The 21,031-nt window shown below is 71.6% G+C and carries 19 protein-coding genes; 12 read left to right on the top strand and 7 right to left on the bottom strand.

What is annotated here, in order from left to right:
- Positions 1–160: 160 nt before the first annotated feature.
- The 3 genes from KME80_RS03110 (at position 161) to KME80_RS03120 (ending at position 5,052) form a co-directional block, all read left to right on the top strand.
- Positions 161–2,161 carry an ABC transporter ATP-binding protein gene (locus tag KME80_RS03110; RefSeq protein WP_308125598.1) on the top strand — a complete coding sequence of 667 codons (2,001 nt, stop codon included), beginning with the start codon at positions 161–163 and terminating at the stop codon, positions 2,159–2,161.
- 11 nt (positions 2,162–2,172) lie between these two features.
- On the top strand, positions 2,173–3,990 hold the full coding sequence (locus KME80_RS03115) for an ABC transporter ATP-binding protein (RefSeq protein WP_246643889.1): 1,818 nt from the start codon (positions 2,173–2,175) through the stop codon (positions 3,988–3,990).
- A 357-nt stretch (positions 3,991–4,347) separates the two neighbouring features.
- Complete coding sequence (locus KME80_RS03120) at positions 4,348–5,052, top strand: hypothetical protein (RefSeq protein WP_219500034.1); 705 nt, start codon at positions 4,348–4,350, stop codon at positions 5,050–5,052.
- Positions 5,053–5,066: 14 nt separating this feature from the next.
- Here the strand turns inward: KME80_RS03120 and KME80_RS03125 are convergent, their stop codons facing one another.
- Complete coding sequence (locus tag KME80_RS03125; protein ID WP_219500036.1) at positions 5,067–6,446, bottom strand: extracellular solute-binding protein; 1,380 nt, start codon at positions 6,444–6,446, stop codon at positions 5,067–5,069.
- Positions 6,443–8,047: a vWA domain-containing protein gene (locus KME80_RS03130; RefSeq protein ID WP_219500037.1), complete on the bottom strand. Its 1,605-nt coding sequence runs from the start codon at positions 8,045–8,047 to the stop codon at positions 6,443–6,445. Before KME80_RS03130 ends, KME80_RS03125 begins: the two co-directional genes overlap by 4 nt.
- An 18-nt stretch (positions 8,048–8,065) precedes the next feature.
- Here KME80_RS03130 and KME80_RS03135 point away from each other — a divergent pair, with 18 nt between their 5' ends.
- A complete protein-coding gene (locus KME80_RS03135) occupies positions 8,066–8,404 on the top strand; it encodes a hypothetical protein (protein ID WP_219500039.1) in 339 nt (112 codons plus the stop codon).
- 60 nt (positions 8,405–8,464) lie between these two features.
- A complete protein-coding gene (locus KME80_RS03140; RefSeq protein ID WP_219500041.1) occupies positions 8,465–11,050 on the top strand; it encodes a hypothetical protein in 2,586 nt (861 codons plus the stop codon).
- Between the two features lie 52 nt (positions 11,051–11,102).
- Here KME80_RS03140 and KME80_RS03145 read toward each other — a convergent pair whose 3' ends face one another.
- Positions 11,103–12,269, bottom strand: a complete 1,167-nt coding sequence (locus tag KME80_RS03145) for a DUF418 domain-containing protein (protein ID WP_219500042.1) — start codon at positions 12,267–12,269, stop codon at positions 11,103–11,105.
- A 143-nt stretch (positions 12,270–12,412) separates the two neighbouring features.
- Between KME80_RS03145 and KME80_RS03150 the strand changes: the two genes are divergently transcribed.
- Complete coding sequence (locus KME80_RS03150) at positions 12,413–13,102, top strand: ThuA domain-containing protein (RefSeq protein WP_246643891.1); 690 nt, start codon at positions 12,413–12,415, stop codon at positions 13,100–13,102.
- On the opposite strand, the gene KME80_RS03155 is transcribed toward KME80_RS03150, so the two are convergent.
- Entirely contained in the window at positions 13,103–13,540 is a 438-nt protein-coding gene (locus KME80_RS03155) for an anthrone oxygenase family protein (RefSeq protein WP_219500044.1), read from the bottom strand.
- A gap of 148 nt (positions 13,541–13,688) precedes the next feature.
- On the opposite strand from KME80_RS03155, the gene KME80_RS03160 reads away from it, so the two are divergent.
- The 4 genes from KME80_RS03160 to KME80_RS03175 all read left to right on the top strand — a co-directional run bounded on the left by KME80_RS03160 (position 13,689) and on the right by KME80_RS03175 (position 17,438).
- Positions 13,689–13,883 (top strand): glycine zipper domain-containing protein, encoded by a 195-nt coding sequence (locus KME80_RS03160; protein ID WP_219500047.1) that lies wholly within the window; start codon positions 13,689–13,691, stop codon positions 13,881–13,883.
- Positions 13,884–13,976: 93 nt separating this feature from the next.
- Positions 13,977–14,279, top strand: a complete 303-nt coding sequence (locus KME80_RS03165; RefSeq protein ID WP_219500049.1) for a DUF4190 domain-containing protein — start codon at positions 13,977–13,979, stop codon at positions 14,277–14,279.
- A gap of 3 nt (positions 14,280–14,282) precedes the next feature.
- On the top strand, positions 14,283–16,832 hold the full coding sequence (locus tag KME80_RS03170; protein ID WP_219500051.1) for a polysaccharide lyase family 8 super-sandwich domain-containing protein: 2,550 nt from the start codon (positions 14,283–14,285) through the stop codon (positions 16,830–16,832).
- A gap of 39 nt (positions 16,833–16,871) precedes the next feature.
- The gene (locus KME80_RS03175) at positions 16,872–17,438 is read left to right on the top strand and encodes a DinB family protein (RefSeq protein WP_219500053.1); all 567 of its coding nucleotides are present in this window, start codon (positions 16,872–16,874) and stop codon (positions 17,436–17,438) included.
- A 6-nt stretch (positions 17,439–17,444) separates the two neighbouring features.
- On the opposite strand, the gene KME80_RS03180 is transcribed toward KME80_RS03175, so the two are convergent.
- Positions 17,445–18,611, bottom strand: coding sequence for an acyl-CoA dehydrogenase family protein (locus tag KME80_RS03180; protein WP_219500055.1), 1,167 nt, complete (start codon positions 18,609–18,611; stop codon positions 17,445–17,447).
- Between the two features lie 154 nt (positions 18,612–18,765).
- Here KME80_RS03180 and KME80_RS03185 point away from each other — a divergent pair, with 154 nt between their 5' ends.
- Positions 18,766–19,413 carry a YciI family protein gene (locus KME80_RS03185; protein WP_281426743.1) on the top strand — a complete coding sequence of 216 codons (648 nt, stop codon included), beginning with the start codon at positions 18,766–18,768 and terminating at the stop codon, positions 19,411–19,413.
- A gap of 25 nt (positions 19,414–19,438) precedes the next feature.
- Here the strand turns inward: KME80_RS03185 and sigJ are convergent, their stop codons facing one another.
- Positions 19,439–20,347, bottom strand: a complete 909-nt coding sequence (gene sigJ, locus KME80_RS03190) for an RNA polymerase sigma factor SigJ (protein ID WP_219500059.1) — start codon at positions 20,345–20,347, stop codon at positions 19,439–19,441.
- 101 nt (positions 20,348–20,448) lie between these two features.
- Between sigJ and KME80_RS03195 the strand changes: the two genes are divergently transcribed.
- Positions 20,449–20,883, top strand: a complete 435-nt coding sequence (locus KME80_RS03195; protein ID WP_219500061.1) for a hypothetical protein — start codon at positions 20,449–20,451, stop codon at positions 20,881–20,883.
- 7 nt (positions 20,884–20,890) lie between these two features.
- Here the strand turns inward: KME80_RS03195 and KME80_RS51655 are convergent, their stop codons facing one another.
- On the bottom strand, positions 20,891–21,019 hold the full coding sequence (locus KME80_RS51655) for a hypothetical protein (RefSeq protein ID WP_281426744.1): 129 nt from the start codon (positions 21,017–21,019) through the stop codon (positions 20,891–20,893).
- Between the last annotated feature and the right edge of the window lie 12 nt (positions 21,020–21,031).

Consider the following 21,031-nt stretch of genomic DNA (forward strand, 5'->3'; position numbering starts at 1 on the left):
GTGCGGATTCCCTGACCCGGGCCCGCCGGGGATGGGCGCTGGGCCTAGGGAAACGCGGCGTACCAGGCATTTCTGGGTGGAAAAGCGTTGGGATTCTGTCGGTGCCGAGTGGTAGAAAACAGGGTCGTTGTCCGCCATACCGCGGCCGGGGGGCTTGCACGTGACCACCACGAGTTCGGAGTTCTCCGTCGACGGTCCCCGCTACAACCGGCGCGGCCCGGTGCGCTGGCTGTGGTCACACCTGCGCCGCCACCCGCTCCAGCTGCTCGGCTTCCTCGGCGGGTCGCTGGTCATGGTGGTGCTCAACGCCATGGTGCCGCAGTTCACCGGCGGGGCGTTCGACGCCGTGCTGGGGGAGCGGGCCGAGGCGATCCACGCGCTCGGGATGATCGCGCTCACACTGCTGGCCGTGGTGACCGTTCGGGGGCTGTTCGACCTGGTGGCGCGGCTGTCGAGCGAGGTGCTGGCCAAGCGGCTGGAGCGCGACGCGCGTGACGAGCTCTACGTCAGCCTGCTGGGCAAGAGCCAGACCTACCACAACCGGCAGCGCGTCGGCGATCTGATGGCCCGGGCGGCCAACGACATCCGGCAGTTGTCCATCATGATCACGCCGGGGGTCGACCTGATCGTCGACTCCGGGCTCACCGGGCTGGTGCCGCTGTTCTTCATCGGCGCGATCGATCCGCGGCTGCTGCTGGTGCCGGGGGTGTTCGCGGTGCTGTTCGCGGGCGCGCTGTGGCACTACATGCGGCAGCTCAATCCGGTGGCCACGCGGATGCGGGAGGAGTTCGGCGACCTCAACGCCGGGCTCAACCAGGCCGTGCGCGGCATCGAGGTCATCAAGGTGACCGCGCAGGAGGGACAGGAACGGCGCAGGTTCCAGGTGAACGCCCGCCGCTACCGCGACTCGTTCGTACGCAACGGGCTGGTGCAGGCCCGCTACCTGCCGACCCTGCTGTTCGCGTTCGCGATGGCCGGAGGGCTGTGGCACGGCCTCCACCTCCAGGGCACCGGCGTGATCACGCTGGGCGAGCTGGTGTCGTTCATGGGGCTGCTGGCCATGCTGGGGTTCCCGACGCAGATGTCGATCTTCACGTTCTCGCTGGTGCAGCTCGGCATCGTGTCGTCCCGGCGCATCCTGAACGTCATCACCTCGGAGACCGAGCTGGAGCAGCGGGCCGACGCCCACAGCGCGCCGATCACCGGCGAGATCGCCTTCGAGAACGTGACCTTCGGGCACGACGAAGGCGACCCGGTGCTGCGCGGCGTGACGTTCACCGTGAAACCGGGCGAGACGGTGGCCATCGTCGGCGAGACCGGGTCCGGCAAGAGCACGCTGACGAAGCTGGTGCCCCGCATCTACGACGTCACCAAGGGGCGCATCCTCGTCGACGGGGTCGACGTGCGCGACTGGGACCTCGACTCGCTGCGTTCGCAGATCTCCACGATCGAGCAGGACATCGTGCTGTTCTCCCGCTCGGTCGCCGAGAACATCGCCTTCAGCCTCGGGCAGCGGGCCGACCGTGAGGCCGTCGTCCGGGCGGCCGAGGACGCGCAGGCGGCCGAGTTCATCGCCGAGCTCGACGACGGCTACGACACCGTCATCGGCGAGCGGGGCGTCACGCTGTCAGGCGGGCAACGGCAGCGGCTGGCGATCGCGCGGGCGCTGCTGACCGACCCGGCGATCCTCGTGCTCGACGACTCGACCAGCGCCATCGACTCCGCCACCGAGGACAAGATCCAGCAGGCGATCGGGCGCATCCTCGACGGGCGCACCACGCTGCTCATCACCCACCGGCTCTCGCAGATCCGATGGGCCGACAAGGTCCTGCTGCTCAGGCGCGGCGAGCTGGTCGACTACGGCACCCACGACGAGCTCATCGAGCGCAGCCGCCTCTACCGGCGGATCTTCTCCCACTACGACGAAGCCGGCGTGAACGACGCTCCCGTCCACGAGACGACCGAAGCAACCGATACGGCCGAGACGGCTGGAACGGCGGAAGCTGCCGAGCTGGCCTCCTCGCCCGGAGCGGCCGGGACGGCGGAAGGCTCCGAGGCGGCCGGAGCCACCGAGGCGGTCGACGCCGCAGAGGCGGCCGACGCCGCTGAGGGGACTGAGAACGTCCGGGGTGGGGCGCGGGCGTGGGGAGGGCAGCGCTGATGGGGTTCCTGATGGACGGCCTTGAGGCCGAGGACTACGACCGCACCTACAACGACCGCGATCTGCTTCGCCGCATCCTGTCCTACTTCCGCCCCAAGCTGGGCGCGATGTTCGTGGTCGCGACGATGATCGTGCTGACGTCGATGACGCAGGCGGCGATGCCGCTGGTGGCGAGCTGGGCCGTCGACGCGATCAGCGACGGGACGATCGGCGAGGTGGGCTGGCAGCTCACGCTGGCCCTGCTGCTGGCGGGGGCGCTGGGCTGGGCGTTCAACTACGTACGGCAGCGCAACAGCTCCAGGGTCACCGGGGACGTGGTGTTGCGCCTGCGTGAGGACGCGTTCGACGCGGTGCTGGAGCGTGACCTGTCGTTCTATGACGAGACGCCGTCCGGCAAGATCGTCAGCCGGGTGACGTCCGACACCGACGATTTCGCGACGGTGTCGACGTTGACGATGGACCTGATCAGCCAGGTGCTGATGGTGGGGTTCGTCACGGTGCTGCTGTTCGTCCGGAGTGTGGAGCTGGCGCTGCTGACGCTGCTGGTGGTGCCGGTCGTGATGGGGCTGGCGCTGCTGTTCAGGCGGTTGGCGCGGGCCAGCACCCGTAAGGCGCAGCGGTCGCTGAGCCGGGTCAACGCCAACCTCCAGGAGACCATGGGCGGCATCGCCGTGGCCAAGAACTTCCGCCAGGAGCAGCAGGTCTACGACGAGTTCCGGCCGATCAACCGGCAGAGCTATCAGGTGACGCTGCGGCAGGGGTTCGTGTTCTCGGCGATCTTCCCGGTGCTGTTCCTGGTGGCGGGGCTGGCGTCGGTCGCGCTGGTGAAGTTCGGCGGTGACGCGGTGCTCGGCGGCGGGCTGACGGCCGGTGACTGGTACCTGTTCCTGCAGGGGGTGTCGCTCTTCTGGTTCCCGCTGACGTCGATCGCGGCGTTCTGGTCGCAGTTCCAGCAGGGGCTGTCGGCGTCGGAGCGGGTGTTCGCGCTGATCGACGCGCCGCCCCGGGTGGTGCAGACGGCGGCGGACGACCCGGGCAGGCTGGCGGGCCGGATCGAGTTCCGGAAGGTGACGTTCGGCTACGACGCCGCCCACCCGGTGCTGCGTGACTTCGACCTGGTGATCGAGGCCGGCGAGACGGTGGCGCTGGTGGGCCACACGGGCGCGGGCAAGTCGACGCTGAGCAAGCTGATCACCCGGTTCTACGAGTTCCAGGCGGGTGAGCTGCTGATCGACGGGCGGGACATCCGCAGCCTCGACCTGCCCGCCTACCGCAGGCAGATCGGTGCGGTCCCGCAGGCTCCGTTCCTGTTCAGCGGCACGGTGGCCGACAACATCCGCTATCCGAGGCCGACGGCGACCGACGAGGAGGTGCTGGCCGCGGCGACGGCGGTGGGCGGCGGCGACTGGGTGGACGCGCTGCCGCACGGGCTGCTGACCGACGTGGGCGAGCACGGCAGCGCCCTGTCGATGGGCCAGCGCCAGCTCGTCGCCCTGGCCAGGCTGCTCGTGCAGGACCCGGCGATCGTGGTGCTCGACGAGGCCACGGCCAGCGTCGACCCGTTGACGGAGGCCCAGATCCAGGAGGGTCTCGATCTGGTGCTGGCGGGCCGTACGTCGATCGTGATCGCGCACAGGCTGTCGACGATCGAGCACGTGGACCGCATCATCGTGCTCGACCACGGCCGGATCGTCGAGGAGGGCGACCACGCGACGCTGCTGGCGCGGGGTGGCCGCTACTGCCAGGTGTACAACACGTACTTCCGTCACCAGTCGCCCAACTATCGGGCGGGCACCGGCTTCGTCCCCGTGGGAGCCCCAGTCGATTGAATGATTCATGTTTCCGTTCCGGTGTTTTCCCCCGGTCAGCGGAATTTCCGAAACATTCTGTAGTGGGATGATTACGGGGAATTTCAGGCTTGACAGGCGCTTTGTTGGGGCCGAAGCTTCATGAAGACGGCGCTGATCGAGCGTTTGTCAGCCGCCATTCGCAGCGTTCGCGGAATTTCCTGTGGCGTTCTGTTGGACGCTCGGTGGCTGGGGGGTGGAAGGGTGTTGCGGCGGCCTCTTCGGGGGTCGCCGCAACGCCTATAAATCGGAATAAATTCCCCCGATATAATCGCCGGGCGCCCTCTTTTACCCGGGGCATGCGTTTGCCGGGCGGACCCGTGGCAGAGAACAACGGGCATGAGAAGAATCGCAGCCGCGCTGCTCGCTGCCGCCTGCGCGGGGCCGGTATTCCTTCCCTCGCCCGCCGCCACCGCGCACACCGCGCACACCGTGAAACCGGAGCGCGCCGCGTTCACCCAGCCGCCGGAGCCGAAACTCCGCGCCGACCGCACCGGCCGCCACGGCCGCCCTGACCGCCACGGCCACGCTGACCGCCACGGCCGCGCTGACCGCGCCGGCCGCCACGGCCGCTCCGATCGGCTGGATCGGTTGCGGCGGGCGATGGCCAAGTTCCGCGATCCCCGGGTCGCCGAGCGGTACGGCTATCGGCCCACGGACAACTGCGCGGAGCATCCGTACAAGGACGCGAGCGGCAGGCGGCTCGGCGGGATGGGCTATCACTACGTCAACCCCGCGCTGGCCGGGGACCAGGACATCAACCTGTACCGGCCGGAGGTGCTGGTCTACGTCCCGGACGGGCGCGGCGGGCGCAGGCTGGGGGCGGTCGAGTACTTCAAGAACGACCGCGACCAGCTCATCGCGACGGCCGACGACCGCCCCCGGCTGCTCGGCCGCCCGTTCCAGGGGCCGATGGAGCCGCACGAGGACGGCATGGCGATCCACTACGACCTGCACATCTGGCTGTTCAAGCGCAATCCCAAGGGCCCGTTCGAGCCGTGGAACACGCGCGTGACCTGCCCGGCGGGGGACGTCCGGCGCTGACGAAGGCGGCCCGGTCAGCAGGCCGGGCTGTCGCCGGTGACCCTGCCGTCCAGGGCCTCCCGCAGCATGTCAGCCGACGACAGGAACGTGTCGCGTACCACCTGCTGCTCCCACACGCCGCGCGCGCACCGCCGGAACGACTCGCTGAACTGGGCGTAGTAGGGCGACTTGGGTCTCGGCTCGGCCTGCTCGACCGACTGCCTGGTCGCGGCGGCGAGCTGGGCGAGCTCCTGCGCGGTCGGTGCGATGATCTCCGCGCCGCCCTCGTACCGGCACGGCGCGCCGCGGCCCGCCCGGAAGCCGTCGTAGACCGAGGCCAGCACCGGCCCGTAGCCGCCGCAGGCGAACAGGTGGGACTGCACCTCGTCACCGGTGAGGTGCTCGATGAGGTGTTTGGCCGGTTGCAGCTTGTCCGGGGGGATGTGCGCGGAGATGGCCAGCACCGAGCCGCCGAGGACGCCGCCGCGCCCCGGCGGGGCGTGCACCTGGAAGCGCAGCTTGCCGTGCTCGTCGCGCATGCGCGGGTCGGCCGCGAGCTGGTGGTAGGCGATCGGCCAGTTGCGCATGTAGGAGACGGGCCGGACGCCGACCCAGCCGTCCTTGAACGCGGTGGTGCTCGCGTCCTCGTCCAGGTGGAGGGATTCGCGCAGCACGGGCACGTCGGCGCCGGTGCCGAACGCCTTGCGGGTGGGCGACTTCAGCGCTCCCCAGCTCGCCTCGTCGAGGACGACGCCGGTGCGCTCGGAGCCGTCGAGCACCCGCCCGCCGCCGAACTCGATCGCCTCCAGGAAGTTGATGGTGCCGGCCTCCTTGTCGTCGAGCTGCAGCAGGTAGCCGCCGGAGGTCACGTCGGTCCGGCGGTACTCCAGCGGCGCGTCGGCGGCGAACGGCACGCCGTACTGCTTCCCGTCGATCTGGGCCGCCCGCAGCGGGCCGGGCAGGAACGTGCCGGGGTCGTCCAGGTCGATCGGCCGGATGTAGCCGTGCCTGGCGAACTCGGCCACCCACGCCAGGTCGAGCACGAGCACGTGATACTGGCAGCTGCCGGCCTGGGCCAGCGCGGCCATCTGGGCGCGCCGCACGTCGGTGCTGCCGGACAGCTCCAGGAGCTTGGCGGGCGGATGGCCGGGCGGCTTCCTGACGCGGTTCCACTCGTCGAACTTCTCGCGCCGGACGCTGCCGGTGCTGATGTCGTCGCCGGTGGCCACGAGCAGGGCGCCCTCGTCGCCGCAGTCGGCGGGGGCCGTCGTCGGCACCGGGACCGGCGTGACGGGCGGCGTCGGCTTGGCGGCCGGCGGCGCGGCGCCCGAGGGCCAGAACACCCGCATCGTGAACGCCACCACGAGCGCGCACGCGAACAGCACCGCGAAGGGGCGCAGGTCCTCGCTTCTCATCGCCAGCTCCGAACCGTGATGATCGCCCGGGTGATCGTCTCCGTCACCCGGTCGCCCGCCAGCACGCAGTGGTACGGCTTGCCGGTGCCGATCAGCTCCGGCACCGCGCACCGGTTCTGGCCGAAGACGACCACGTACAGGCCGGAGACCGAGGAGGCGTCCTGGAGCGCCCTGCCGATGGCCAGGGCCGCGCCGTCGCCGTTCTCGTTGTCGAACAGGCGGCCGTCGGTGAGCAGCACGACGGGCGAGGCCGCCGACGTGCCCCGGTCACCGAGCCTGCGGAGCGCGGCGGAGACGGGCGCGTCCCAGCGGTCGAACGGGGTGTCCTCGATCATGGCGGACACGGCGCCGAGCTGTTTGCGCGTGCTCTGGGCGGCGATCGCGGTCACGTCCGCCCGGCCGCCGGCCTCCGGGCTGCCCAGCGCGAGCACCTCGACGTGGTCGCGCGGGCCGAGGATGCGGCTCTGGCCGCGCAGCGCCTCGGCGGCCTGGACCCGTACGGGCCGGTCCGCCGAGCCGGAGGTGTCGACGAGCAGCCGCAGGTCGAGCTCGGGCCGCAGGTGGTCGAGCAGCCGGGTCTCCAGCTGGGCGAGCCTGCCCTTGTCGGCCTTGACCGTGCCCGCCACCTGGGTGCCGGGGAAGAGCTGCCGCGCCTTGAGCCATTCGCCGAACTTCCTGACGAGCTCCTGCCGCCCCTTGGACGCCTGGCCGCGCAGGCTCACGCCGACGTAGTGGTATTCGAGCTTGCTGAACGCCGGGTGGTGGACCGCGATGAGCCGTTCGCCGCCGCCGGTGCCCGCGCAGCCGGGCACCCGGCCCGCGTTGTAGTCGTCGACGCTGTGGCTGGGGACGAGCAGGGCGATCTTCGGGCCGCCGGGCAGCTCCCGCGCGGCGGCGTTGGGCGCCGACAGCCGGCTGAACTCGCACAGCAGCGCGGTGACGGTGTCGGCGCCGAGCCCTTCGGCGACGAGCTCGTTCTCCAGCTTCTCGTACGCGCCGGGCGACAGCTTCAGCCCCCGGACCAGGTCGTCGGTGCCGATCAGCGCGCTCATCGAGGTCTCGGGGAACGGCCGGGCGATCGTCATGCCCATCTTGTCGCGCAGCGTCGCCCACACCTCGGACAGGGGATAGCGGTCGGGGTACTTCTGGTGGTCGAGCAGCTCCTCGCGGCGGCTCTCGGTCATCGCCAGAACCAGCTCGTCCTGGCCGACGACGAGGTCGGAGCCGCCGTCGCCGAGCCAGGGGACGCCGTCACCGCGCAGCTCGTCGGGGCCGGTCGAGGAGGTGGCCACCCAGGCGTCCGGCTGGAGGTCGTACAGGCGGGCGTAAGGGCGGCCGCGCCGGTCCTCGACGCGCTCCCAGTTGTTGGCGAACGCGTCACGCAGGTGGATCGGGGGAGGCGCGGCGGCCACCGTCATGTGGACGGCCGGGCATCCCTCGGCGTCGCGGTTGTCGTGCACGTACTGCCTGGTGAGCCGGTCGAGCCCGGCCAGGTTCTCGGGGGCGGTGATCAGCCGCAGCTCGGTCGGGGCGGGGCAGGCGCGCTCGGGCTCCGGGCTGATCAGGAAGCCCGCCCACAGGCCGGTGAGCGCCACGAGCACGCCCGACGCGATGCGTGAATGCCGCCTGACGAATATCGGAATGACTCTAATGAGAGATATGGCAAGAAAAAAGAGCGCGATGCCGCCGATCGTCAACAGGGACACATAGGGCGGCAGCGTGTCGTAGAAATTGATGAGCGGCTGAAGAAGGAAGCCCAGGACGGTGCCCACGACGGCCGCGATCATCGGCTCTCCGATGCGCTCCCACCGTCTTCGGTTATCTGGCTGATTATCGCCAAAACGTGCCATATGAGGGGATGCCTTCATGTGATCCGGGATACAGCCGAGCCTAATCCCAAACGAGCACCCGCACGCCCCGGTTCGCCGACGGCTGTTTTCCCGATTTCCGGCGGGTGACCTTCGAAGCCTTTACAGTCCTCACCACCTGCACATGTCGAGGGCTCCACGGGGGCGGCGGTGGAACTGCAAGAGGTGCTGGCGGAGCTCGCGATCAGGGACCGCCTCCGGCGCGGCAGGATCCGGTACGGCAGGCGTACCGGCCCCCTGGTGCTCCAGATCGAGGGCGGCGAGGCCGAGACCCGGGCGTGGCTGGAGGAGTTCCACCGGTCCTACTCGGGCGTCGCGCCCGTCAACGAGCCGGCCGACGTGCCCGCCGCGCCCAAGCAGGTCGCCGACGAGCTGCTCGACATCGCCCAGGGCTGCGGCTACGACGGGCGGCCCGCCTACCACCTGCCGATCGTGTTCCCCCGGTTCGCCGTCGCCTACACGGTGCTCGTCGCCTGGGAGCCGGACGAGTCGCGGCGCACCAGGGCCGACCTCAACGCCGAGCTGGAGGAACGGGTCAAGCAGGCGATCGGCGAGGCCCGGCGTGACGTGCTGCGCCGGGTGCGCCAGCGCTTCGGCGGGCTGACCCGCGACCCGTACGTGGAACAGCAGCTCGGCGGGCTGGTGGGGTTCGTGCTGCGGGTGGCGGGGGCGTTCCGGTTCCCGCACTTCCGCACCGTGCGCTGGTATCGCACCAAGGGATTCGGCACCCGGCCGCTGCGCACCACTCGGGTGCTCATCCGCGAGCTGGCCACCTGGCGGAAGAAGGAGGCGCACGAGCAGGAGCTCCTGCTGGTCGACGCGATGCTGGCCGACATCGACGCCCACTACGGGCTCTTCCGCCGGCTCAACCGGGCGCGCCGGCCCGTCGTGCTGCTGCCGGCCGTGGACCGGGTGCCCGCCCGGCGCGTGATCAGGGACACGCTGCTCGCCGCCTACGACGGCAAGTCACGCGGCCTGCGCGTGCATCCCGTCGTCATCGCCACCTCCGCGCCCGGCGGGGCGCCGCCGCCGCGCGGCGACAACGAGCCCGTCGCGGCCGGCGCGCTGGCCGAGGCCGTTCCCGCGCTGTTCGCGCGGCGGCGCGAGGTCGCCGAGGAACGCAGCCGCGACCGCGACGTACCGCTGCCCAGCAGGCTGCTGCGGGTGACGCTCGGCGCCGGCGCCCCCGCCAGGAAGCAGCGCGTCGGACGCGTAGGCCCGGTCACCGCCGCGACCGTCGCGCTGGCCGGGGCGGGCCTGCTCGGCTACGCCGCGTTCGTCGTGTCCGGGCCCGAGAGCTGCGGCGAAGGGCTGGAGTTGATCGGCGCCGAGTGCGTGGGCGTCTCCGACGGCACCGACGTGTTCATGCCCGCCGTCAAGGGCATGCGCGAGGTGTTCGGCAGGATCGAGGCGGAGAACGAGCGGATCGCGACCGCCGAGCACGCGACCGTCGCGCTGATGATCCCGATGGAGTCCGGCATCCCGGCCGTACGGGAGCAGATCCTCAGCGAGGTGCAAGGCGCCTACCTGGCCCAGCTCCGCGTCAACGGCCCCGAATCCGCCAAGCCGCCCATCCGCCTCGTCCTGGCCAACCCGGGGAACGGCTACGCCCACTGGCGCGCCGCCGTGGACAAGCTCGTCACCCGCGAACCCCGGCTGCGCGTCGTCGCCGGGTTCAACCTGAGCCTCGGCGACACCCGTGCGGCGATGGCCCACCTCGCGCAGCAGGGCATCCCCGTCGTCGCTGGCCTCGTCACCTCCGGCGACTTCGCCAACCCCGAATCCCAGAACCGGGCGGCGGACCCGTTCCCCGGGCTGACCCGCGTCGTCTCGACCGCCCGGCAGCAGGCCGACGCCCTGCTCCGCGCCGACCCCGCCCTCGCGGGCGCCGGGACCGCGCTCGTCGCCGACACCCGGCCCGGCGACAACTACAACGCCTCCCTGCGCCAGGCGTTCACCGAAGCCAGGAAGGGCAGGACCGGCTCCGGGGTGCAGGACATGACCTTCGCCTCACCGGGGCTGGAGGAAGCCGGCATCACCCCGAACAAGTTCGCCGACTTCGCGCTCAACCTCTGCCAGTCCAACGCCCGATTCGTCTACTTCGCCGGCCGGGCCTTCCACCTGAAGCTCTTCATCAAGACCCTCGCCGGCACGTACTGCGCCGGCAAGAAGTCCTACACCGTGATCACCGGCTCCGACGCGACCACGCTCGCCAGCCGCCTCAGCGACGCCGAACGCGCCCTGCTCCGCGGCGACCCCGGCGTCGGCAGGCCCGCCGTCTCCGTCGAGTACGCCGCCCCCGCCCACCCCGACGCCTGGACCGCCCAGGGCCCCGACGTACCCCGCTACCTCGCCGAACCCCGCCAGGCCATGCTGGAGCTCCGCGAGTCCGCCGCCGCGCTCGGCAACGTGGACCTGACCGACGGCCGCGCCATCGTCACCCACGACGTCATCCTCACCGCCGCCCGCGAACTGGCCAAGGCCGTCGCCCTCTACGGCACCGAGCTCCCCACCACCGACCAGATCAAGGACGGCCTCCCCAGCCTGCACGCCGCCTACCGCATCCAGGGAGCCAGCGGCTGGATCTGCCTCACCAACGCCGGCAACCCGTACAACAAGGCGCTCCCGGTCGTCCGCCTCGACGCCGCCACCGGCCGCCCCCACCTCAAGACCGTGGCCTGGCCCCTGGGCACACCCCCCGAGAACAACTGCGTCGTCCCCCAGACCACCCCCTGACAGGCCGGCACTCAGTGGCGGAGATCGCATAGCTGGACCAGAAGTTCGCGGCTCAGACTCGATCGGCTGCTCGATCAGGGCGGGCAGCCGCCGCCGGAGCCCGGTAGGCCAGGCGGCGCAGCAGGATCTCGGCGGGGCCGCGGTGCCCGGCCCGGCGCATGAGCTCGGCGGCGGCGATCGACGCCACCCAGGTGGCGACCGCCACGCCCGAGGCGCCCGCGAGGCCGAGGTCGTCCTGGAGGCCGAGCCCGTACGGGAAGAAGACGGCGACGAACACGATCGACTGGAAGAGGTAGAAGCTCATCGACCGCTGGCCGAGCGCCTGGACGGCGGTGGACACGGCGTTGCCGGGCCGCAGGGCGACGAGGGCGATGATCGCGGCCATGCCGATGCCGCCCGCGTAGCCGGTGAGCGGTTGGGCGATCGCGGCGGCCCACAGGGCGGCGGCCGAGGGGTCGGCCCAGAGCCCGGTCTGCATGAGCGCGGCCGGGAGGGCTCCGGCGACGGACACGACCGTCGTCACCCAGGCGGCGCGGACGAGGAACGGCCGGTCGGGCTCCTCCAGCAGCCGTCGCCGGGCGGCCCAGACGCCGGCGAGCACCCCGGGCACCACCATGAAGACGCCCGCGACCAGCGCGAACGGCCAGGCCGTCAGCCGTTCCGCGAGCAGCTCGGCGAACCCCTTGGTGCCGGCGGCGATGCTTCCGGCCTCGTACGTGGACCTGCCCTGCGACATGGGGAACCACATGGCGAGCGCGACCAGGGCGGTGCTGGGCACCAGGACGATCCCGGCGGTCACCAGGAGCGTCGAGTCCTTGGCCCGCACCAGGCCGGCGAGGAGCACGGACGTGATCCCGTACACGGCCAGGATGTCGAGCGGCACGAGCACCGCCACGTGCGCGAACCCGATCGCGACCAGCCACCACCCGCGCCGGCGCAGCAGCTTGCGCACGGCCGCCGGCTCGCCGCCCCGCGCCGCCTGCCGCTGCGACAACTGCACCAGCGCGTAGCCGAACAGGAACGCGAACAGCGGCCGGGCGTGGTTGTTGACGAAGAACTGGTGGAAGACGCCGACGACGTCGTTGAGCAGGCCGGGCCCCCGGCCGACCGTCTCGACGTAGAGCGGGGCGTGCGCGAGCGCGATGGCCAGCAGCATGATCCCGCGAGCCAGGTCGGGCGCGGGCGCCCGTTCCGCCGATGATGTGGGAATGCCCTGCATGCCTTGGTCCTCCTCAGCCGGATACCCCTGGACGGTAACCGGCCAGGTCAGGAGGCTGGAATGCTGCTGGGCTCAGAATGGGGGTGCAGCTAGGTGCACTCCCGCTCTCGCCCGGGCACGCCCGGTGGTGCGACGATCGGCGCATGAGAGCACTGGTGGTCAGGGGCGGCTGGACAGGGCACGTGCCGGTCGAGGCGACGGAGCTGTTCATCCCCTTCCTGGAGAAGAACGGGTACGAGGTGCACCGGGCCGAGTCGCCGGCCGTTTATGCGGATTCGTCGTTCATGTCCGGCGTGGATCTCGTCGTGCAGTGCTACACGATGGGCACGATCGAGCCGGACGAACTGCGCGGGCTGGAAACCGCCGTCCGCGCCGGGACCGGGCTGGCGGGCTGGCACGGCGGCATCGCCGACTCCTTCCGCGCCTCCTCCGACTACCTGCACCTGATCGGCGGCCAGTTCGCCTGCCATCCCGGCAGGCACCCCGACGAGGAAGGCGCGGGCACCGAGGAGCACAACTTCGTCCCGTACACCGTGAACATGCTCCCCGAGGCCGCCGACCACCCCATCACGGCCGGGATCGCGGACTTCGACCTGGTCACCGAGCAGTACTGGGTGCTGACGGACGACTATGTCGACGTGCTCGCCACCACCACGCAGCGGGTCCGGCCGTGGGACCCGTGGCACCGGGAGGTCACCTCGCCGGCGATCTGGACGCGGCGGTGGGGCGACGGCCGCATCTTCGTGGCGACCCCCGGGCACAGCCTCGACGTGCTGCGGCACGACAGCGTCCGCACCGTCATCGAACGCGGCATGCTGTGGGCCGCCCGCTGATCACAGGTTGACCAGGCCGACGCCGACCAGGACGAGGCTCGCGAAACAGGCCACGGCCCGCACGGTGTTCCAGAGCACCCAGCGCGGCGAGTAGTCCTTCCACGGCAGCGTGCCCGCGTCGACGGCGTTGTTCATCGGCACGTTGATGCCCGCCGTGACCAGGAACGAGCCGACGAAGTTCACCCCGGCGGCGACGAAGAACCACATCGCCGCCGGGCCGTCCGCCAGCAGCCCCGCCACCAGCGTCACCAGCGGCGCCCCGATGAACGCGACGTAGAGCCAGGGGTTGAGGATCTTGCGGTTGATGCTGCGCATCACCGTTTCGGCCTGCGCGGGCTCGACGGCGTTGAGCGCCGGCATGACGGACATGGAGAAGGCGTAGAAGAGGCCCGCGAGGGCGCCGTGCAGCACGAGAGCGAGGAGAGGCAGAACGAGCATGCTGGAATCATGACGCACCCGGGATGAGACGGTCCATGCACACCCCGCTCAATCCCATACGCGAGAGTCCACGGGATGACAGTTGTCATTCGCAGCCGGTGACAGCATGATCTATTTCGGGGACTGCGCGCCGGGCGAGGATATGGGCATGACGAACAAGCAGACCACCTCCCCCAACTGGAAGCTCGGCATGGCGGCCGGCACGGCGATCGGCCTCGGCTTCGGCACCGCCATCGGTGACCTCCTGCTCGGCGTGTCGCTGGCCCTCTGCTTCGGCGTCGCGCTCTCGTACGCCTTCGGAGCCAAGGACGCGCAGCGGGCCGAGCAGGCCGAGCAGGGCTGACGGAGCCGGTGCCGCGCTCGCGGCGGGCTCTTGAACGGGTGCCCGAAGTGGTGGACTCTGGCGGCCTGATGGTCATTCCTGATCGGAGGCCGCATGAGTTCCGTCTACGAGGGCGATCCGCACGGCCGGCAGGCGCCGACGTCGGGGCTCGCCACCGCCAGCCTCGTGTTCGGGATCATCGGGCTGATCGGCTGCGGGTGCCTGTTCGGCATCCCGTCGATCGTGGCCATCGTGCTGGGGCACGCGGCCACCGGCAAGACGCGGCCGGGGCTCAGGGGCGGGCACGGCCTGGCGGTCGCCGGGCTGATCCTCGGCTACGTGGTGCTCGTGCCGGCCTCTTCTCGGCACTGGGCGCATGATGGCCCCTGCCTGCCGCTTCTGGGCGGGCAAATGTAGATCATGTATGGTGAGCGCGGCATATCCACCAACGGCCTGGAGCCCGCCGTGCCGCACATGTCCCGCCGCCAGGTTCTCTCCCTGCTCCCCGCCGCCGGCCTCCTCTCCCTGACCTCTCCCGCGCGTGCCTCCGCCGTGTCCGCCCTCGCCGGGACGGATCACGCGCGGCTGCTGGCCAACACCGTGTCGATTTTCGCCGGCACCCCGGACGTCAACGCCCGCCCCGAGGTCGCGGGCAAGGTCGCCGCGATCGTCAGGACCGCCGCGCAGCGGCTGACCGCGATGGACCAGGCGGGCGACGGCGAGCTGTTCGCCGGTCTCGCGCTCGGCTCGAACGACGTCAACCTGCGGCAGGCGTACCAGTATCTGTACGAGATCGCGCTCGCGGCCCGCACCCCGGGCGGCGAGCTCGACGGGGACGCCACGGCGCAGCGCCGCGTCGCCGACGGCCTGCGCTGGTTGCACGAGCGCCACTTCGGCGACCAGGCGGCCGGCTACTACGGCAACTGGCACAACTGGGAGATCGGCATCCCCACCCACGTCACCCGAACGCTGGTGCTGCTGCCCGAAGCCGTGCGCGGCGACCTGACCGCCACGTACCTCCCGACGATGGACGCCTACCTGCGCAATGGCAAGAACGGCGACGTCGACCTCGACTCGCGCTTCCACACCGGCGCGAACCTGGCCGACATCACCGCCAACCGCATCCTCCAGGGCGCGCTCACCGGCGACGACGCCCGCGTCGGCAAGGCCGTCGCCGACCAGGCCACGGTCTTCGCCACGATCGACCCGTACGCCCTCAAGCACGGCGTCACCGACGGCTACTACCGTGACGGCTCGTTCATCCAGCACCATTCGGTCGCGTACACCGGCTCCTACGGCCGCATCCTGCTCACCCGCGTGGTGCAGACGCTCAAGATGCTGGAGGGCGCGACCGGCGACGGCGGGGCCGGGCTGGCCCAGGTGGTGTACCGGTGGGTGGCCGACGGGTTCGCCCCGCTGATCTTCGAGGGCTGGATGATGGAGATCGTCAAGGGGCGGGCGGTGTCGCGCACCGCCACCGGCTACACCGACGTCGGCGTGATCGTGGAGGCCATCGCCGACCTGACCGGCCACGTCGGGGCCGCCGAGGCGCTCGCGCTGAAGAAGTACGTCCGCCACCTCCCGGCCGCCGACACCGCCGCGTTCGTCTCGCCGGTCAGCCTGGCCCGTTACGCCGACATCCGCGCCGACACCGCCGTCCCGGCCGCCGACCTGAACGCGCCGGAGCGCTCGGTGGCGTTCAACGCCATGGACCGCGCCGTCCACCGCCGCCCCGGCTACGCGTTCGCGCTGGCGCGCAGCTCGGAGCGGATCAGCAAGTACGAGTACATGAACGGCGAGAACCTGATGCCCTGGTTCCAGGGCGACGGCGCCTACTACCTCTACCTCGCGGGCGAGGACCAGCGCGAGGTGTTCGGCGTCGACTACTACACGGCCGTCTCCCCGTACCGGCTGGCCGGCGTCACCGCGCCGGTGGAGGAGCGGCGGACGGTGCCCGACCTGTACGGGCGGTTCTGGTACGAGAACCCGGGGCACCCGCTCGGCTTCACCTCGTCGTCAGAGTCGCAGAACACCTACGTGTACTTCCCGCGCGGCGGCAACGCGTTCTCCGGCGGGGCCACGCTGGGGGCGTACGGCGTGGCGGGCATGGTGCAGTCGGACGACGTGGCCTACACCGCCAAGCAGGAGGGCGTGCTGCCCGGCGACTTCGTCGCCTACCGCAACGCGCGGGCGACCAAGTCGTGGTTCATGCTGGACGACGAGGTCGTGGTGCTGGTGGCGGGCGTCTCGGGCCAGGGCGGGCGCGACGCGGTGACCACGGTCGACAGCCGCATCGCCGCCCCGGGCGACACCGTCGCGCTCACCGGCGAGGGCTGGGACGGCGGCGCCTGGCAGCCGGGCGCCGCGACGCCGCCGCGCTGGCTGCGTTACGCCAACGCCGCCCGGGGCACCGCGATCGGCTACGCCTTCCTCACCAGGCAGCCGGTCACCGCCGGGCTGGAGACGGTGACGCGCAGCCGCCGGGTCGTCCGCGCGTCCAACCCGGACACGGCGGTGACCAAGAACGTGTTCACCGCCTCGATCACCCATCCCGCCGACGGCGGCGTCCCGGCCGTCGCGTACGCGCTGGTGCCGAACGTGACCGAGGCCCGCATGCGCGGTTACGCGCCTCCGGAGGTGCTGGCCAACGACCGGCACGTGCAGGCGGTCAAGCACGAAGGGCTCGGCCTCGTCGCGGCCAACGTGTTCGCCGACGGCCCTCGCCACGTCGAGCGCCTGGTCGTGGACGGCCCCGCGTCCGTGATCGTCCGGCGTGGCAGCCGTACGACGGTCGCCCTGTCGGACCCGACGATGAAGCGCGACAGCGTCTCCGTCGTCATCCACGGCCGGCCGCTGCGGCTGGTCACCGCCGACGAGGGCGTCACGGTGCGGCGGGTGCCCGGCGGCACGCTCGTGCGGGCGGCCACCCGCCACGCCTACGGCCGCACGTTCACCGCCACCCTCCACTGACCTCCGGACCTGTCCGCGGCGCCCGCTACGGTGGACGCCATGACCGACGCCACGACCGATGCCACCGCCGGCCCGCCGTGGGAGCCGCCCCTCGCCGGCACCGAGGCCGAGCACCTCGTCGGCGCGCTCGACCGGCTGCGCACCACCTTCCGCTGGAAGGCCGACGGCCTCGACGCCGCCGGCCTGCGGGCCCGCGTCGGCGCGTCCTCGCTGACGATCGGCGGCCTGCTCAAGCACCTCGCCGTCGTGGAGGACTACACGTTCACCCGAAAGCTGCGCGGCGAGCCGTTCGACACCGGCGAGTGGGACAGCCCCGAGTGGCCGTTCACCTCGGCCGCCCGTGACACCCCCGCCGAGCTCTACGCCCGGTGGGACGCCGCGGTCGAGCGCTCGCGCGAGCGGCTGGCCGCCGCCCTGGCCGACGGCGGCCTCGACCAGCTCGCCCACGTCTCCACCCCCGACGGCCGGCACGCCAGCCTCCGCCGCCTCCTCTGCGACCTCATCGAGGAGTACGGCCGCCACACCGGCCACGCCGACCTGCTCCGCGAGTCCGTCGACGGCCTGGTCGGCGAGGACCCGCCGGAGGGGTGGAAGCCGATCAGCTGACCGGTCTCACGGCTCCAGCGCGAAGATCACCCACGACTCGCCCGGGGCCAGGCCGGCCAGCTCGCGCCCGCACTCGCGCAGCACCTGGGGGCCCGAGGTGATGTGCGCCGTGCCGGCGTGGACGTCCCTGAACAGCCGCTGGACCAGCCCGTCGCGCAGCGCCGAGGTGCCGCCCGACGCGTAGACGAACCGGGCCACCTCGGCGACCGTCGAGGTGACGTGGTTGAGCGCGAGCCGCACCATCGTCTCCTGGCGCACGTCGAGCGTCCCGCCCGAGTCCAGCGTGCGTTCGGCGTCGGCCCACGTCTCGTGCACCAGCGCCTTCGCCGCCCGGTACGCGGCCTCGGTCCTGGCGAAGTCGGCGTGGAAGGCGTCGCTGCCCGCGATCTGGCCGGGCCGCCCGGCCCGCGCCCCGGCGTAGCCGATCAGCTCGTCCAGCAGGCGGCGGCCCACGCCGAGCGCCCAGCCCGAATGGCAGATCAGCGCCTGGTCGAGCAGGCCCAGCCGATAGAGGGCGCCGCCGCGCAGCGGCTCGCTCTGCGTGAAGAGGTGCGTCTGCGACTCCGGCACGAAGGCGCCGTCGATGGCGTAGTCGATGCTGCCCGTCGCGCGCAGCCCCAGCACGTCCCAGTTGCCGAGCTGCTCGGCGTCCTCGATCGGCGTGATGAAGATGCGCACCTCGTCGGTGCCCTCGACGGCGCCCAGGCTGTGCACGTACTGGGCGTGCCGCATGCCCGAGGCGAAGCTCCACCGGCCGCTCAGCCGGAACCCGCCGTCCTCGCGCACGGCCGCGCCCGGCCGGGTGCCCTGGCCTGCGAAGAGCGGCATCCGGGGGCCCTTGAAGATCCGCTCCACGGCCTCGTCGCCCAGGTAGGCGCCCGCCGTGCCGTTCTCCAGCGTGGTGGCCATGACGACCCAGCCCGTCGACGGGTCGGCGTAGGAGAGCTCGGCGAACACGTCGAGCAGCTCGCGGGGTGACAGTTCCGCGCCGCCGAGCGGGACGGGCACCCAGATCCCGAAAAGTCCTGCTTCGTGGAGGGCGTCCACGACCGGCTCCGTGAGCTTCCCCTGCGCCTCGGCCGCGGCGGCGTCACGCTCGATCAGCGGGCGCAACGCGCGCGCCCGGTCCAGTACGTCGGTTCCGGCGGTGTGCAGTCGCGGCGTGTCGCTCATGTCCAGGTGCTCCTGTTCGTGATCGTCGGCCTCTCCCTCCGTCAGATCACGTAACGCCCCCCTTGTCCAGAGCCCGCCCTACGTGAGCTCCAGCACGAGCGTCGCCCGCCGCACGGCGCGCCGTCCGCGAAGCCTCGCGATCTCCTGCCGGTCCATGCTGTCGATTCTGCGGCATCGGCTGACCAGGTCATATGATCCGTTGGTGGAATATTTCATATATTGCCGGGACCGGACCGGTTCGATGCCTCGGCGGATGGAACTGGTCGAGGCGCACTGGTCGTTCATGGACCCGTACGGCGACGCGATGATCGCGCGCGGGCCGACGCTGTTGGATGACGAGACGGCGACCGGCAGCATGCACGTCGTCGACCTGCCGGACGCCGCCGCCGCGCGGGCGTTCGCGTTCGACGAGCCGAACTACCGGGCGGGCGTGTACGGCGACGTGCTGATGCGCCGCTGGCGGACGATCGCCGGCGGCCGGATGTGGGACTACACCGGCGGCGTCGACGGCTACGAGCGCTTCCTCGTCATCGGTCACGCCAGGCTGGGCCAGGGCGCCGCCCGCGAGAGCCTGGACGACGACTACCGCCGCTACCTGACCGGCCCCGGCCTGGGGGATCGGGTGATCGTCGCGGGCACGCTGCTGTCGGAGGACGGCGCCGAATGGATGGGCACCGCTCTCATGGTCGAGCTGCCGGACCGCGAGGCCGCCGAGGCCATGCTGCCGCAGGGCCCCGGCGGGCGGGCCGGGCTGTACGAGAGCGTGGAGGTGCACAGCTGGGAGTTCGGCGGCAGGCGCTAGGCGGGCGCCGGTCAAGTTCGGGTCGCTAGCCGGTGGTCCAGGGGCGGAGCTTCTCCGGGTTCCGGACCGCCCAGATGTGCTTGATCCGCTCGCCGACGACCTCGAACGCCACGACCACCACGATGACGCCGTCCAGCTCCGCCACCAGCCCCGGCTGCCCGTTGACCGTGCGCTCCAGGACCGACAGGCCGCGGTTGGCGAGCCTGGCGAACGTGTGCGCGATCTGCTCGTTGCCGTGGATCGGCCGGAGGATGGCGCTGGCGAGGCCGCCGCCGTCGGCGATGCCCGTGGCGTCCGGGTCGAGGAGCCCGATGAGCGCGTCGATGTCCTGGCGCTCCCACGCCTCCTTGAACTTCCTGACCACGTCGGCCTGCCGGGCGGGCGGGGTCGGCGGGTCGGCGGGGGAGCGGGCCGCGCGGACGCGCCGCCGCGCCGACGAGGCGAGCTGGCGGCAGGCCGCGGGCGTGCGGCCGACGATCTCGGCCACCTCCGCGAACGGGTAGCGGAACACGTCGTGCAGGATGAACGCCACCCGTTCGGCCGGCGTCATCGAGTCGAGCACGACGAGGAAGGCCATGTTGACCGACTCGTCCAGCGTCACCCGGTCGGCCGGGTCGCCTCCGGCGGGCGTGCTGGTCCACTCGCTGCTGTCGGGCAGCGGCTCGGGAATCCACTCGCCCACGTACCGCTCCCGCCTGGCCCGCGCCGACCTGAGCAGGTCGAGGCAGATGCGGCTGGCCACCTTCGTCAGCCACCCGCCGGGGTTGCCGACCTCCTCCTGCTGCTCGCGCGACATGGCGTACCAGCGGGCGTACGTCTCCTGCACGACGTCCTCGGCGTCGGCCAGCGAGCCCAGGAGCCGGTAGGCGAGGTTGATCAGCTGACGCCGCTCGCTCATGATCGCGCTGAGGCCCGGGTCGGGCGGGCTGGTCATCCTGGCTCCCTCGGTCGCTACTGCCCTCCCTACCCCGACGCGGCAGCGGGCCTGAATGTGAGGTGCTTTGCGGAGAACGTCACATCAGTAGCATGTGCCCCATGCATCCCCCCGCACCGCACCAACAGTGGACCCAGCCGGGGCAGGCGCACCTGGCCCTCGACATCAAGGCGCACGCGCTCGGGTTCATGCTCAAGATGATCTCCCCGGTGATCGTCCTCAACGGCCACCGGATGCTGGGGCGGTGGGGGCGCAACGTGATCCCGCTCCCGCCCGGCCAGTATCACCTGCACGTCCACCTGCCATACCTGATGCCGGCGCAGATCGGGCCGGCGGACGTGTCGATCTGGCTGCAGCCGGGCGGGACGCTGGACGTGGAGTACCGCGCGCCCCTGTTCGCCTACTCCAAGGGCGCCCTCGGCCCCGCGCCCCAGCCGTGGAACGGCCTGGGATGCATGATCGGCCTGCTGGCCGTCGCGGGTGGCCTGCTGCTGGTGCTCGTGCTGGTGATCATCTCGGCTGTCGTGTTCTCCTGAGCCGCCGTCATCGGTGCTGCAGCCACCAGACCGCCAGCCCGATCAGCGCCGACCCGGCCGCGGCGGCGAGCCCGCGTACGAGGGCGAACAGGGCGGTGCGGCTGAGCCTGGCGATGGTCGCGCGCTTGCCGGCCATGGGGTTCTCCTT

This window comes from Nonomuraea ceibae, from assembly GCF_019396325.1.
GTDB lineage: Bacteria > Actinomycetota > Actinomycetes > Streptosporangiales > Streptosporangiaceae > Nonomuraea > Nonomuraea ceibae.

Excerpts from the sequence above, each read along its gene's own strand:
- KME80_RS03185 (WP_281426743.1), top strand. The coding sequence starts at position 18,766 with ATGCTGTCGATTCTGCGGCATCGGCTGACCAGGTCATATGATCCGTTG.
- KME80_RS03165 (WP_219500049.1), top strand. The coding sequence starts at position 13,977 with ATGAGTTCCGTCTACGAGGGCGATCCGCACGGCCGGCAGGCGCCGACG.
- KME80_RS03120 (WP_219500034.1), top strand. The coding sequence starts at position 4,348 with ATGAGAAGAATCGCAGCCGCGCTGCTCGCTGCCGCCTGCGCGGGGCCG.
- KME80_RS51655 (WP_281426744.1), bottom strand. The coding sequence starts at position 21,019 with ATGGCCGGCAAGCGCGCGACCATCGCCAGGCTCAGCCGCACCGCCCTG.
- KME80_RS03155 (WP_219500044.1), bottom strand. The coding sequence starts at position 13,540 with ATGCTCGTTCTGCCTCTCCTCGCTCTCGTGCTGCACGGCGCCCTCGCG.
- KME80_RS03195 (WP_219500061.1), top strand. The coding sequence starts at position 20,449 with ATGCATCCCCCCGCACCGCACCAACAGTGGACCCAGCCGGGGCAGGCG.
- sigJ (WP_219500059.1), bottom strand. The coding sequence starts at position 20,347 with ATGACCAGCCCGCCCGACCCGGGCCTCAGCGCGATCATGAGCGAGCGG.
- KME80_RS03115 (WP_246643889.1), top strand. The coding sequence starts at position 2,173 with ATGGACGGCCTTGAGGCCGAGGACTACGACCGCACCTACAACGACCGC.
- KME80_RS03135 (WP_219500039.1), top strand. The coding sequence starts at position 8,066 with ATGCCGCCTGACGAATATCGGAATGACTCTAATGAGAGATATGGCAAG.
- KME80_RS03170 (WP_219500051.1), top strand. The coding sequence starts at position 14,283 with ATGTATGGTGAGCGCGGCATATCCACCAACGGCCTGGAGCCCGCCGTG.
- KME80_RS03180 (WP_219500055.1), bottom strand. The coding sequence starts at position 18,611 with ATGAGCGACACGCCGCGACTGCACACCGCCGGAACCGACGTACTGGAC.
- KME80_RS03175 (WP_219500053.1), top strand. The coding sequence starts at position 16,872 with ATGACCGACGCCACGACCGATGCCACCGCCGGCCCGCCGTGGGAGCCG.
- KME80_RS03150 (WP_246643891.1), top strand. The coding sequence starts at position 12,413 with ATGAGAGCACTGGTGGTCAGGGGCGGCTGGACAGGGCACGTGCCGGTC.
- KME80_RS03125 (WP_219500036.1), bottom strand. The coding sequence starts at position 6,446 with ATGAGAAGCGAGGACCTGCGCCCCTTCGCGGTGCTGTTCGCGTGCGCG.
- KME80_RS03160 (WP_219500047.1), top strand. The coding sequence starts at position 13,689 with ATGACGAACAAGCAGACCACCTCCCCCAACTGGAAGCTCGGCATGGCG.
- KME80_RS03145 (WP_219500042.1), bottom strand. The coding sequence starts at position 12,269 with ATGCAGGGCATTCCCACATCATCGGCGGAACGGGCGCCCGCGCCCGAC.